The 13,532-nt window shown below is 60.1% G+C and carries 11 protein-coding genes and 1 pseudogene; 11 read left to right on the top strand and 1 reads right to left on the bottom strand.

Annotated elements, in window-relative coordinates; all coding sequences use genetic code 11:
- Positions 1-6: 6 nt before the first annotated feature.
- Positions 7-945, bottom strand: a complete 939-nt coding sequence (locus tag TU81_RS03260) for a site-specific integrase (RefSeq protein WP_048393354.1) — start codon at positions 943-945, stop codon at positions 7-9.
- 353 nt (positions 946-1,298) lie between these two features.
- Between TU81_RS03260 and arnB the strand changes: the two genes are divergently transcribed.
- The 11 genes and pseudogenes from arnB to TU81_RS03210 all read left to right on the top strand — a co-directional run bounded on the left by arnB (position 1,299) and on the right by TU81_RS03210 (position 13,384).
- Positions 1,299-2,447: a UDP-4-amino-4-deoxy-L-arabinose aminotransferase gene (gene arnB, locus TU81_RS03255; protein WP_038983249.1), complete on the top strand. Its 1,149-nt coding sequence runs from the start codon at positions 1,299-1,301 to the stop codon at positions 2,445-2,447.
- Complete coding sequence (gene arnC / locus TU81_RS03250) at positions 2,444-3,463, top strand: undecaprenyl-phosphate 4-deoxy-4-formamido-L-arabinose transferase (RefSeq protein ID WP_038983248.1); 1,020 nt, start codon at positions 2,444-2,446, stop codon at positions 3,461-3,463. The genes arnB and arnC overlap by 4 nt, the downstream gene beginning before the upstream one ends.
- Positions 3,460-5,466 carry a bifunctional UDP-4-amino-4-deoxy-L-arabinose formyltransferase/UDP-glucuronic acid oxidase ArnA gene (gene arnA, locus TU81_RS03245; RefSeq protein WP_048393352.1) on the top strand — a complete coding sequence of 669 codons (2,007 nt, stop codon included), beginning with the start codon at positions 3,460-3,462 and terminating at the stop codon, positions 5,464-5,466. Before arnC ends, arnA begins: the two co-directional genes overlap by 4 nt.
- On the top strand, positions 5,466-6,350 hold the full coding sequence (gene arnD / locus TU81_RS03240; protein WP_048393653.1) for a 4-deoxy-4-formamido-L-arabinose-phosphoundecaprenol deformylase: 885 nt from the start codon (positions 5,466-5,468) through the stop codon (positions 6,348-6,350). The genes arnA and arnD overlap by 1 nt, the downstream gene beginning before the upstream one ends.
- The gene (gene arnT / locus TU81_RS03235; protein ID WP_048393350.1) at positions 6,347-7,996 is read left to right on the top strand and encodes a lipid IV(A) 4-amino-4-deoxy-L-arabinosyltransferase; all 1,650 of its coding nucleotides are present in this window, start codon (positions 6,347-6,349) and stop codon (positions 7,994-7,996) included. The genes arnD and arnT overlap by 4 nt, the downstream gene beginning before the upstream one ends.
- Positions 7,993-8,337: a 4-amino-4-deoxy-L-arabinose-phosphoundecaprenol flippase subunit ArnE gene (gene arnE / locus TU81_RS03230; RefSeq protein WP_038983245.1), complete on the top strand. Its 345-nt coding sequence runs from the start codon at positions 7,993-7,995 to the stop codon at positions 8,335-8,337. Before arnT ends, arnE begins: the two co-directional genes overlap by 4 nt.
- The gene (gene arnF, locus TU81_RS03225; protein ID WP_048393348.1) at positions 8,334-8,747 is read left to right on the top strand and encodes a 4-amino-4-deoxy-L-arabinose-phosphoundecaprenol flippase subunit ArnF; all 414 of its coding nucleotides are present in this window, start codon (positions 8,334-8,336) and stop codon (positions 8,745-8,747) included. The genes arnE and arnF overlap by 4 nt, the downstream gene beginning before the upstream one ends.
- Positions 8,744-10,123: a UDP-glucose dehydrogenase family protein gene (locus TU81_RS03220; RefSeq protein ID WP_038983243.1), complete on the top strand. Its 1,380-nt coding sequence runs from the start codon at positions 8,744-8,746 to the stop codon at positions 10,121-10,123. Before arnF ends, TU81_RS03220 begins: the two co-directional genes overlap by 4 nt.
- Positions 10,096-11,718 carry an ArnT family glycosyltransferase gene (locus tag TU81_RS03215; protein ID WP_048393346.1) on the top strand — a complete coding sequence of 541 codons (1,623 nt, stop codon included), beginning with the start codon at positions 10,096-10,098 and terminating at the stop codon, positions 11,716-11,718. The genes TU81_RS03220 and TU81_RS03215 overlap by 28 nt, the downstream gene beginning before the upstream one ends.
- 97 nt (positions 11,719-11,815) lie before the next feature.
- Positions 11,816-12,031: pseudogene (locus tag TU81_RS29245) on the top strand (MmgE/PrpD family protein); the annotation flags it as partial.
- A gap of 174 nt (positions 12,032-12,205) precedes the next feature.
- The gene (locus TU81_RS03210; RefSeq protein ID WP_038983241.1) at positions 12,206-13,384 is read left to right on the top strand and encodes an MFS transporter; all 1,179 of its coding nucleotides are present in this window, start codon (positions 12,206-12,208) and stop codon (positions 13,382-13,384) included.
- The last annotated feature ends 148 nt before the right edge of the window (positions 13,385-13,532 follow it).

Below are 13,532 nucleotides of genomic sequence, written 5' to 3'. Positions count from 1 at the left end.
CCGCCGTCAAAGGTCGAAGCGATCAACCGCCCGCCGGCGTTCATTGTCGTCGCGCACATCATAATTAGCGGTGGTCTGGATGTTGCTGTGATGGGCCAGTTTCTGCGCGATCGACAGGTCGTGCTCTTCAATCACTCGGGTGATGAACGATCGCCGGAAATCGTGCGGCATGATTTTCACCCCGACCTGCGCACCGCGTTGCCGGGCGATGTAGTAGATCGCATGCTTGGTGATGCGCTCGCGGGTAATGTGGCTGCCACGGCGGATGCGGTTGAACAGGAACGGATCATCCGTCTCGCCCTCCTTTAGCTGCGAACGCCGCAACTCCAGCCACGCATCCAGTTTGGCGAAGGCCCAGGCTGGCGCGTATTTGATCAGCTGTTTGTTGCCCTTGGCGGTGACGCACAGGCTGCGTTCGGTGAAATCCACCTGGGCCAGGTCCAGATTCACCGATTCCGATTTGCGCATCCCCGAACCGTACAGAATCCCGATGATTGCCGCGTCCCGGAGCCCTTGTGGCCGTGGATCGGCGGCGCAGACCTCCATCAAGTCGCGAATCAAGGTGCGCTTGAGGTTGCGCCCCTGGGACAGTCGCGTGCCGGCAATGCCTTTGACCGAACGCATTTTCAGCAAGTGCTCCTGACTAATCAGGCTCATGCGCCACGCTTCGTTCATCACCCCGCGCACCGCATTAACGTACAGCGATGAGGTATTCGGCGCGTAGCCGTCTTCGCGCAAGGTCGCCACCAGTGCAACGACATCCTCGGGCTGCAGTTGATGCCAGGGAATCTCTTCGATGTTCATGTCTTCGAAGTCCAGACGGTCGGCGGCGTCCTGCAATACATAACGCATGGTCAACTGGCTGGACGGCGCCAGACGCGCCAGATACAGGGTCAACGGGTTGGCTTTGGAAACAATGGATTTAGTAGCAGGTAAGTCAATCAATGAAACGGCCTTGAAAATGAATAAAGTTCAAAAAAATAACTAAACAATGAAATCTACTTAATATAAAGCGCGGCACTTCTGTCGCGCTCTTACGCTAAAAAACGGGATAAACGGCACAAGTCTGAACAGTGGCTGTATGAGCTTCAGATAAACGATTCGCCCACCGCTTTTTCATGTTCCTTTGACAAAAACGGGCATAACCTTCCCTTCATTCGACGAGCCCGCGGGGCCGTCACGCTGCCGGTCATGGCCGGCAAAGTCAATTGATGGCTTCTTGGCTTATCGGCTAAGCCTTTGAAAACACGCTTCTTTCGGCGATTTCGCTGAAGGGCTTCGTTCGCCCGGAGATTACTATGAATCAGGCGTTTCTCCCCTTCTCCCGCCCCAGTATCGGCGATGAAGAAATAGCCGCGGTAGAACAAGTACTGCGCTCCGGCTGGATCACTACCGGGCCGAAAAACCAGCAACTGGAAGAGCACTTCGCCAACTATGTCGGCTGTCGCCATGCCGTCGCATTGTCTTCAGCCACCGGCGGGATGCACATCACGTTACTGGCATTGGGAATTGGTCCCGGCGACGAAGTCATCACACCATCCCAGACCTGGGTATCGACCGCCAACATGATCTGCCTGCTCGGCGCGACGCCGGTTTTCGTCGACGTTGATCGCGACACGTTGATGAGCGACCTGGCGAGCATCGAAGCGGCAATCACGCCGCGCACCAGGGCAATCATTCCGGTGCATTACGCCGGAGCCGCGTTCGACCTCGATCCGCTTTACGCGCTGGCCGACAAACACGGCATCGCCGTCATCGAAGACGCTGCGCATGCGGCGGGCACTTTCTATAAAGGTCGTCACGTCGGCGCCCAAGGCACGGCGATCTTCTCATTCCACGCGATCAAGAACATGACCTGCGCCGAGGGTGCAATGTTCGTCAGCGACGATGAAGCCCTGGCCGCTCGAGTGCGCATGCTCAAATTTCATGGCTTGGGCGTGGATGCCTACGACCGCCTGACCCACGGCCGCAAACCTCAGGCCCAAGTGATTGAGCCTGGCTTCAAGTACAACCTGGCCGACATCAACGCGGCCATTGCCCTGGTGCAATTGAAGCGTCTGGACGCGATCAACGCCAAGCGCACGGAGCTGGCCCAGACCTATCTGCAACGCCTGGAAGGCTTGCCGGTGCAACCGCTGGCCATTCCGGCGTATGCGCAGCAGCACGCCTGGCACCTGTTCATTCTGCGCATCGACACCGAACGTTGCGGGCTGGACCGCGAGGCGTTCATGAAGGCTTTGCAGGAACAGAACATCGGCACCGGCATTCACTTCATCGCCACGCACCTGCACACCTTCTACCGCCGCCGTTTCCCCAACATCTACCTGCCTAACACCGAATGGAATTCGGCGCGGCTGTGTTCGATCCCGTTGTTCCCCGACATGACCACCGATGACGTCGATCGTGTTGTCGGCGCCATTGAAAACACATTGGACAAAAGCCTGTGAAACCTTATCCGATCCGTTGCGTGTCAATCGTCATCCCGGTCTACAACGAGCAAGACAGCCTGCCCGAGTTGCTCCGGCGCACCGAAGCGGCGTGCCGGCAACTGCATCAGGATTACGAAATTGTGTTGGTCGATGACGGCAGTCGCGACAACTCGGCGCAGATCCTCGAGGACGCTGCCAGTCGCGAGTGCAGCCCGGTGGTGGCGGTCATTCTTAATCGTAACTACGGCCAGCACGCAGCGATCATGGCCGGGTTCGAACAGTGCAAAGGTGATGTGGTCATCACCCTAGACGCCGACCTGCAAAACCCGCCGGAAGAAATCCCGCGGCTGGTGGCTCAGGCCGAACTGGGTTACGACGTGGTCGCCACGGTGCGCAACAATCGTCAGGACTCTGCCTTGCGTCGTTGGCCATCGAAGCTGATCAACCTCGCCGTGCAGCGTTCCACCGGCGTCGCCATGAGCGACTACGGCTGCATGCTGCGCGCCTATCGCCGGACCATCGTCGACGCCATGCTCGCCTGCCGCGAACGCAGCACCTTCATCCCGATCCTGGCCAACAGCTTCGCCCGGCACACCACGGAAATTCTGGTGACCCACGCCGAGCGCGAACACGGCGAATCCAAATACAGCCCGATGCGCCTGATCAGCCTGATGTTCGACCTGATCACCTGCATGACCACCACACCGCTGCGATTACTGAGCATCGTCGGCTTCGGCATGGCCGGCCTCGGTTTGTTGTTCGCCGTCATGCTGATCGTCCTGCGCCTGGTCTTCGGCGCCGAGTGGGCCGGCGACGGGCTGTTTGTACTGTTTGCGGTGCTGTTCGTTTTCACCGGTGGGCAGTTCATCGGCATGGGCCTGTTGGGCGAGTACCTGGGCCGCATGTACAGCGACGTCCGGGCGCGCCCACGGTTCTTCATCGAAAAGGTTCTGCGCAGCCACCCCTCTACCCCTGCTCCCGTAGTCACCGTCGACGGCCTCACTTCCACTTCTTCAGATCAGGTTCTCTCATGAGCGCAAAAGCTGTTGTCTTCGCCTATCACGATATTGGCTGTGCCGGCATCGAAACCCTGCTCGACTCGGGTTACGAGATTGCCGCCGTGTTCACCCATCCCGACGATCCGAAGGAAAACGCGTTCTACGGCTCGGTTGCGCAGCTGTGCGCGCGCAAAGGCATCCCGGTGCACGCCCCGGAAGACGCCAACCATCCGCTGTGGATCGAACGCATCAGCCAGCTCAACCCCGATTACCTGTTCTCGTTCTACTACCGCAATCTGTTGAGCGAACCGCTGTTGGCCACGGCCAGTAAAGGCGCGTTCAACCTGCACGGTTCGTTGTTGCCTCGCTACCGTGGCCGGGCACCGGCCAACTGGGTGCTGGTCAACGGTGAAACCGAAACCGGCGTGACCCTGCACCGCATGGTCAAACGTGCCGACGCCGGCGCGATCATCGCTCAGCAACGGGTGGCGATCGAGCGCAGCGACACCGCGCTGATCCTGCACGGCAAATTGCGCGTGTCTGCCACCGATCTGCTGCGCGATACCTTGCCGGCGCTGCTTCAGGGCAAAGTCAGTGAAACCCCACAAGATGAATCCCAAGCCACGGTGTTTGGCCGTCGCACCCCGGCGGACGGCAAACTGCTCTGGAACAAACCCGCTGAACAGCTGTTCAATCTGGTCCGCGCCGTGACCCAGCCTTATCCGGGCGCGTTCTGCGCGGTGGGCGAGCACAAGCTGATTGTCTGGAGCGCGGACGTGGCAAAGGACAATGAAGGCCTGGCCCCGGGCCGGGTCATCAGCGTCGATCCATTGCGAATCGCCTGTGGCGAAGACTCGCTGGTGATCAATGCCGGCCAGCGTAATGACAACGGTCTGTACTTGAGCGGCCCGCAACTGGCCAACGAACTGGGGCTGGTCGATGGTTCGGTATTGCGTGGCGCCGAATCGGGCCGTGGGCCACGTCGCACCCGGGTGCTGATCCTCGGCGTCAACGGTTTCATCGGCAATCACCTGTCCGAACGCCTGCTGCGTGACGACCGCTATGAAGTGTACGGCCTGGACATCGGCTCGGACGCCATTGAGCGGCTGCGCAGTCATCCGAACTTCCACTTCGTCGAAGGCGACATCAGCATCCATTCGGAATGGATCGAGTACCACATCAAGAAGTGCGACGTGATCCTGCCACTGGTGGCGATTGCCACGCCGATCGAATACACCCGCAATCCGCTGCGCGTGTTCGAACTGGACTTCGAAGAGAACCTGAAACTGGTTCGCTACTGCGTCAAGTACAACAAGCGCGTGATTTTCCCGTCGACCTCCGAAGTCTATGGCATGTGCCAGGACGGCAACTTCGACGAAGACAGCTCCAACCTGGTGGTCGGGCCGATCAACAAGCAACGCTGGATCTATTCGACCTCCAAGCAGTTGCTCGACCGGGTGATCTGGGCTTACGGCCAGAGAGACCTGAATTTCACTCTGTTCCGTCCTTTCAACTGGATGGGCCCACGCCTGGACCGGCTGGACTCGGCGCGCATCGGCAGTTCCCGAGCCATCACCCAGTTGATCCTGAACCTGGTGGAAGGCACGCCGATTCGTCTGTTCGACGGCGGCGAGCAAAAACGCTGCTTCACCGACATCGCCGATGGCGTCGAAGCCCTGGCGCGGATCATCGACAACGAGAACGACGCCTGCAACGGCCAGATCATCAACATCGGCAACCCCGACAACGAAGCCAGCATTCGTCAGTTGGGCGAAGAACTGCTGCGCCAGTTCGAGGCGCACCCGCTGCGCAACAACTTCCCGCCGTTCGCCGGCTTCCGCGATATCGAAAGCAAAGCCTTCTACGGCACTGGCTATCAGGACGTGTCTCATCGCAAACCGAGCATCGCCAACGCCAAACGTCTGCTTGACTGGATACCAACGGTGCAGATGAGCGAGACCATTGGCAACACGCTGGATTTCTTCTTGCGCGAGGCCATGCTCGAACGGGCGGAGCAATCTACAGAAGAATCATGCTGATGCAGGCAGGCCTACGAATCGATGTCGACACTTACCGAGGCACCCGTGAGGGGGTGCCGCGGCTGCTGGACATGCTCGATGAGGCTCAGGTCAAGGCGACGTTTTTCTTCAGTGTCGGGCCAGACAATATGGGGCGCCACTTGTGGCGCCTGATCCGCCCGCAGTTTCTCTGGAAGATGCTGCGTTCCAACGCCGCCGACCTGTATGGCTGGGACATTGTGCTGGCCGGCACCGCTTGGCCGGGCAAACCCATTGGCCGAGACCTCGGACACCTGATGCGTCAGGCCCTGGCGGGTGGGCATGAAGTCGGCCTGCACGCCTGGGATCACCATGGCTGGCAGGCCAATGCCGGGCGCTGGAGCGAGGCGCAGTTGATCGAGCAGATTCGCCGTGGCGTCGACAGCCTCAACGACATCCTCGGGCAAAAAGTCGAGTGCTCGGCGTCTGCCGGTTGGCGGGCGGACGAGCGAGTGATCGAGGCCAAGCAGGCTTTCGGCTTTCGCTACAACAGCGATTGTCGGGGCCAGCGCCTGTTCCGGCCAACATTGGCCGATGGCAGTCCAGGCACACCGCAGATTCCCGTGGACCTGCCGACCTTCGACGAGGTGGTCGGCTCGGCTGTCGCGGCCAAGGACTTCAACGCGTTCATTCTTGAGCGGTTCACCCCGCAAACACTCAACGTCTACACGATCCATGCCGAAGTAGAAGGGATTCTAATGGCCAACGATTTCCGTCAACTGCTGGCCGAAGCGCGTCGGCAGGACATTCACTTCCAACCCCTGGGCAATCTGCTGCCCGAGGCTCCCGCCACTTTGCCCATGGGCCATGTCGCGCGCGGCACCCTCGAGGGCCGTGAAGGCTGGCTGGGGGTACAAGGCGCATGAGCCAGCGCTGGACACTGCCGTTTTTGCTGGTCGTTTTGGCGCTGGCGTATTTGCTGCCACTGGGTACTCACGGTTTATGGATTCCCGACGAAACACGCTATGCCCAGATCAGCCAGGACATGCTCCTGAGCGGTAACTGGGTGTCGCCGCACTTCATGAGCCTGCGTTACTTCGAAAAGCCAGTGGCCGGTTATTGGATGATCGCCATTGGTCAGGCGCTATTTGGCGACAACCTGTTTGGTGTGCGTATCGCCTCGGCGCTGAGCACCGGGTTGAGCGTGTGGCTGTGTTATCTGATCGCCCGACGGCTGTGGAACGAGCCGCGCAAGAGCTTCGCCTGCGCGCTGCTGTACATGAGTTTTACCATCGTCGCCGGACAAGCCGGCTACGCCAACCTCGATCCGCAATTCACTTTCTGGGTCAACCTGAGTCTGGTGGCTTTGTGGTTTGCGCTGGACAGCGTCAACCGTGGCCCGCGTCTGCTCGGCTGGGCGATGCTGGGGCTGGCCTGCGGCATGGGCTTCATGACCAAGGGGTTCCTCGCCTGGCTGCTGCCGGTGCTGATCGCCCTGCCCTGGATGCTCTGGCAAAAACGCTGGCGCGAGCTGCTGACTTACGGCGCGGTGGCGATTGTCGTGGCCATCGCGGTCAGCCTGCCGTGGGCCTTGGCGGTGCATGCGCAGGAACCCGATTACTGGCGGTTCTTCTTCTGGCATGAACACATTCGTCGCTTCGCCGGGGATGACGCCCAGCATGACGCACCGTGGTGGTTCTATTTGCCGTTGCTGGTGGCGTTCAGTCTGCCGTGGGCGGCGTTGCTGCCCACGGCACTGAAACAGGCGTGGCAGACCCGGCATCAGGCAGGCATCGCTTTCCTGTTGCTGTGGCTGCTGATGCCGTTGGCGTTTTTCAGCCTGAGCAACGGCAAATTGCCGACCTACATCTTGCCCTGCCTGCTGCCCCTCGCATTGTTGCTGGGCCATGCACTGGCAGACCATTTGAAGCTGGAACAGGGCCGGGTACTGGGGATCAATGGCCTGCTGAACCTGACGCTGGGCCTGATCACCCTGATTACGCTGGTCTGGCTGCAACTGAAAAACCCGCTGTACGCCCATGAACTGCACAACCTGGTGCTGGTGTTCATCGGTTTGATCGGCTGGATCATGGCAAACCTGCTGCAAGCGTTCCGCCCGTTGCAATGCTGGGCGGCACCGGCCTTCGGCAGTTTGCTGCTGATCGGCGTGCTGCCGGCCGGGATGCCCGATTCGGTGGTGGCAAACAAGATGCCCGATCAGTTCGTCCTCGAACACGCCGAGGAACTGGCGCAAAGCGGCAAGCTGTTGAGCAATGACCTGGGCGCCGCTTCAGCCCTGGCCTGGCGCCTGAAACGCCCCGACGTGGCGTTGTACAACACGATAGGCGAATTGAAATATGGCCTCGCCTATCCTGATTCAGCGAAGCAGCGAGTCGACCCGGACAAGGTTCGACAGTGGATGCGCGAAGCCCGCCAGAGTGGTTCGGTCGGCGTGGTGATGCGGGTCAAGGGCGATGGCGAGCTGCAAGAAATCGAACGACTGCCCAAGGATGGCAAACGTTATGAGCAAGGCAACCTGGTGATTCTGATCTTTCCTCAGGAGGCGTCATGAGCCTGCTGCTCGTTTTAACTGCCTGCCTGCTGACCTGCCTGGGCCAAATCGCCCAGAAATACGCCGTGGAAAGTTGGCGCGGCAAGGCGTCGGGCTGGGGTGAGAAGCTGCGTTCGCCGTGGCTGTGGCTGGCGCTCGCCTCTCTGGGATTGGGCTTGCTGGTCTGGCTGCTGGTGTTGCAACGCCTCGAAGTCGGCGTCGCCTATCCCATGCTCAGCCTGAATTTCGTGTTGATCACATTGGTCGCCCGCTTCGTCTTCCACGAAACCATCGACCGCCGTCACTGGTTGGGCGTGGCGCTGGTGATCGCGGGTGTGGTCTTGCTGGGGCAACACGCATGAGCCTGCGTCGCGGACTCGTCTTCGCCTTGGCCAGCGTGCTGCTGGGCAGCGCCGCGCAGTTGGGCATGCGCTGGAGCATGACCCGCCTGCCCCATCCCGAACAGTTGATAAGCGCCTTGAGCAACGGCAGCGTCGATGCGACCGCCGTGTCCGTCGTGCTGGCCGCCATCCTCGCCTATGCCGTGTCGATGTTCACCTGGCTCGCCGCCCTGCGGGATTTGCCCCTGGGTCGGGCGTATTCACTGCTGAGCATCAGCTACGCGCTGGTGTACGTGCTGGCCGCCAGCCTGCCTGTGTTCAACGAAACCTTCAGCCTTTCGAAAACCCTGGGGGTGGCGCTGGTCATCCTCGGTGTCGTCACCATCAACTCGCGACCCGCTCACACGCCCACTATCAGGAGAGCTCCATGAAAATCAGTGTATTTGGCAGCGGTTACGTTGGCCTGGTGCAAGCTGCCGTCCTGGCTGAAGTCGGCCACGACGTGGTGTGCATGGACATTGACGAGGAAAAAGTCGCGCTGCTGCAACAAGGCCACGTCAGCATCTTCGAACCGGGGCTGGCCAGCCTGGTGCGTGAGAGCCTGGAAGCCAAACGGCTGCAGTTCACCACGGACGAAAAATTCGCGGTGCAACATGGCCAGGTACTGTTCGTCGCTGTCGGCACGCCGTCCCGGGACGATGGTTCGGCGGACCTGCGCTACGTGCTGTCGGTGGGTGAAGCGGTGGCGCGTCACCGTGAACAACCGGTGATTCTGGTGGAGAAATCCACGGTGCCGGTGGGCACGGGCGATACGCTGCGCGCGCATATCGAAAAGTGCCTGCTCAAAGTCGGTCGGTTGCTACAGTTCGATATTGTCTCCAACCCCGAATTTCTCAAGGAAGGTTCGGCCGTGGCCGATTGCCGGCGCCCGGACCGCATTGTCATCGGCTGTGAACGCGATGACGTGCGCGACGTGATGCGCGACCTCTACGCCCCGTTCAACCGCAACCATGACCGCATCATGTTCATGGACCTGCGTAGCGCCGAACTGACCAAATACGCCGCCAACTGCATGCTGGCGACCAAGATCAGTTTCATCAACCAGATCGCCGAACTGGCCGAGCACCTGGGCGCCGACATCGAGTCAGTGCGGCTGGGCATTGGCGCCGATTCACGCATCGGTTATCACTTCATCTATCCCGGCTGCGGTTACGGTGGCTCGTGTTTCCCCAAGGACATGCGCGCGCTGATTCACAGTGCCGAACAGGCCCACTGCTCCAGCGACCTGCTGCAAGCGGTGGAAGCCATCAACCAGCGGCAGAAACACAAACTGTTCGAACGCATCAACGCCTTCTACAAAGGCGATTTACGTGGCAGGACCTTCGCCGTGTGGGGCCTGGCCTTCAAGCCCAATACCGACGACATGCGCGACGCGCCGAGCCGGGTGCTGCTGGAATCGCTGTGGGCTGCAGGGGCTCATGTGCGGGCGTTCGACCCGGAAGCCATGCAGGAAACCCAACACCTTTACCCGGACGAATCTAAGCTGATGCTTATGGGCACACCAGAATCGGTTCTTACCGGGGCCGACGCCTTGATCATTTGCACCGAGTGGCAGCAGTTCAAGGCGCCGGACTTCAACCTGATCCAGCAACGGCTTAACGCGCCGGTGATCTTCGACGGGCGCAACCTGTACGACGCCGAGCGCCTGGCCCGCAGCGGTTTCCTGTACTTCCCGATGGGCCGCGGTGAATCGCGCAACCTGCCGATTCCCCATCAGCAATGGCCTGCGGCCTCGGTCGTGGCGTGAACACGGTTTCGCCCGGCATTCGTCGGCAGTCCCTGGGGGTTGGGCTGCTGGCGCTAATGCTGTTCATCGCCGGGGTTTATCAGCAAGCGCCGATCGGTTTCGACTCACGGTTCGTGCTGTTCGCCCAGGAGATGCTGCGCCACGGGCCATCGGTTTTTCCGACTACCTACGGCCAGCCCTATGCCGATTATTCAGCGGTTTCGACGCTGTTCATCTGGTTGTTGTCCCTGCCGTTCGGGCAGGTCAACAGCCTCAGCGCCTGGTTGCCGAGCGCCATCGCTGCCGCGGTGATCGTCACGTTGATGTACCGGTTGCTCACGCCGTACTCCAGACGTTGGGCGCTGCTGAGCATCGCCTTGATGTTGCTGACCAGTACGTTTGTCACTGAAACCCGTGCCGTTTCCCAGGATTTGATGCTGGCGGCCGTCGCGTTTTCGGTGTTCTACCTGGGGTACGCCACCGATCATTTTGCGATGCCTCGTCGGTTGCCGTTACTGCTTGCCTTGTTGCTGCTGGGCTTCGGTATTCGCGGGCCGATCGGGCTGGTGATTCCTGCCGGCATGCTGTGCAGTTATTACCTGCTCAATCGCCAATGGTCACGGTTGTTCGGTTTCGGCTTGCTGGCGACCGTGTTGCTGGCGATGTGTGTCGGCGTGCTGCTATGGCTGGCCGAAACCAGCGGCGGACCGGCATTCATGCAGGACGTGGTGCACATGCAGTTCTTGGGGCGTATGGATGGCAGCGAAGGGGCCAGCGGTTCGCTGTATTACTTCACCCGTTCGCTGGGTAACTATGCGCTCGCCTATCCGCTGGCGTTGCTGGTGTTGGCCGCGGTCTGGCTGACGAATCCACGGCAGGCCGGTCCGGCATTGCGCCTGTTGCAGTACTGCACGGCGGCCGGGTTGATCGTGATGATTGGCTTGTCGATTCCCCAAGCGAAAAAGGCCCGCTACCTGCTGCCGATGCTGCCCATGGCGGCGATCATTGCGGCGTATCCGTTTCAGGTGGCGCAAGGTCGGGTGTTCGGTTGGTTGCGGACCTTGATGCAAGGGCTGTGGTTGCTGATTCCGGGGCTGTTGATCGTCGGATTACTGATCGCGCAGCGGCGTCTGCCAACGCCACCGGCTGCCTTTGTTCCGGTCCTGATCGTGCTTGCCGCGTTGCAAATCATCGCGCTAGTGGTGTGGTTCCGATCTCGCTGGCGGGCCGAATTATTGGCCGGTTGCGCAGTCCTGGCGCTGTGGTCGGTTTACATCCTGGTGTTCGAACCGGTCGAGCGTCAGCTTTACGACACGCAAACCTTCAGCCGAGCGGCATTCGCACAGGTTCAGAAAGACCCGGCGCCGCTGGTGCTGCACGGCATGGGCAAAGACGCCAAGGCGATCAAGTTCATGGTCAATATCGAGCAGGATCTGCAACCGGTGTTCACCGAATCAATTCAAGAACTCGAAGCGCTGCCAGGACCGGCCTGGCTGATGATGGATCGGAGCGACTACCACGCTCTGCAAGGCACACCGCTGGGAGCCCAGGCGCCGATATTGAGCGGGCGTTTCGATAAAAACGATTACGTCCTGCTGCACACGCCTCCCTTGTAGGAGCTGCCGAAGGCTGCGATCTTTTGGTGGTTTCGATGTTGTTGAAGATCAAGATCAAAGGATCGCAGCCTGCGGCAGCTCTTACATAGGGACGTATAGCCTGCAGACCGTGGACGGTCGGCAAGCGAGCCTGTGTGTTGAGGTGCCGTTGGGTGCGCCGGGCAATCGGTTGAGTGATGAGGCGCTGGAGGAGAAGTTTTTCAGTCTGGCGGGGCGGGTGATGCCGCGACAGCGGGCGGAAGAATTGCTTGCGCAGTTGTGGCGACTTGAAGAGCTGGAATCGGTTCGGGCGCTTGAGCGGTGGCTGAGTTGAGTATGCGTTGTTTGTGCTGGCCTCTTCGCGGGCAAGCCCGCTCCCACAAGGTTCGCGTCGAGCCACGATTAAATGATCGACACAAAACCTGTGGGAGCGGGCTTGCCCGCGATTGGCAACGACTCGGTCTTGTGTCGGACACTACAGAATCTTAATAAGGACATTTGCCCCACCGTGGCCACTTACTCCCTCGTTATCCGCCGCTTGATGATCGTTTCGCTGACCATCGTCGTCAGCCGCGCCATTACCAGCCCGTTGCTCACCCTGTTTCTGAGCAACAAACTCGGCCTCAACCAACAGGACGTCGGCCTGTTGCTGGGCATCGCGGTGTTCATCGCCACCCTGCTCGCCCTTTACGGCGGCTACATCATCGACCGCCTCGAAAAACGCCGGCTGCTGATCCTGGCCATGCTCTCCAGTGCCATCGGCTTTGTGCTGCTGACCTTCGCCGAAAACCTTTACCTGACCACCGCCACCCTGGTGATTACCGAAACCGCCTCGGCGCTGTTCCTGATCGGGTCCAAGGCGATCCTCAGCGAGAACCTGCCTATGGGCCAGCGCGCCAAGGCTTTTTCACTGCGCTACACGCTGACCAACATCGGCTACGCCACCGGCCCCATGCTCGGTGTGGTAATCGCCGGGGTGCAGCCAACAGCGCCATTCCTGATTGCCGGCGGCATCGCATTCTTCAGTATTTTCCTGATGAGCGGAATTCCCAAAGACCCGGCCCAGATACCCGCCATCGGCCAGCCCCAGAGTTTCCTCAAAACCCTGATCACCCTGAAGAACGACCGCACGCTGATCATGTTCACTTGCGGCTGCCTGCTCAGCACCGTGGTGCACGGTCGTTTCACCCTGTACTTGTCGCAATACCTGCTGGTCACGCAAGACACCAAACGTGCCCTGGAAACCATGGCTGCCCTGCTCGCCTGCAACGCCATCAGCGTGATCCTGCTGCAATATCAGATCGGACGGTTCCTCAAACGTGAACAACTGCGTTACTGGATTGCTGGCGGCACCAGCCTGTTCATCCTCGGGTTGATCGGTTTCAGCCTGGCTGACAGCCTGGTGAGCTGGTGCGTGGCGATGTTCATTTTCACCCTCGGCGAAATGATCATTTACCCCGCCGAATTCCTCTTTGTCGACACCTTGGCCCCGGAAGAACTGCGCGGCAGCTATTACGGCGCGCAGAACCTCGCGGCCCTCGGCGGTGCGCTGAGCCCGGTGATCTGTGGCTATCTGCTGATGCACACGCCCGCACCCACCATGTTCTATGCCTTGAGCGCGTTGACGGCAATGGGCGGTTTTCTCTGCTTCATGAGCGGTCGGCGCGTGGCAATACTGCAAAAATAATGCATTGAAACTGCATTAATATGAATTTGTCAGCATCAGGAATGATCGGCACACTGTGCGGCGTTCCTCCCCCAATAGTTGGAACTACTTCAAGGGCTTTCTGGGTATCCCAGCTAAGCCTTTTTTTTGCCTCGATTTTTACGGATTG

Origin of the sequence: Pseudomonas lini, from assembly GCF_001042905.1 — a bacterium.
Classification (GTDB): Bacteria; Pseudomonadota; Gammaproteobacteria; order Pseudomonadales; family Pseudomonadaceae; genus Aquipseudomonas; species Aquipseudomonas lini.
This window is presented reverse-complemented; position numbering and strand designations above follow the sequence as displayed.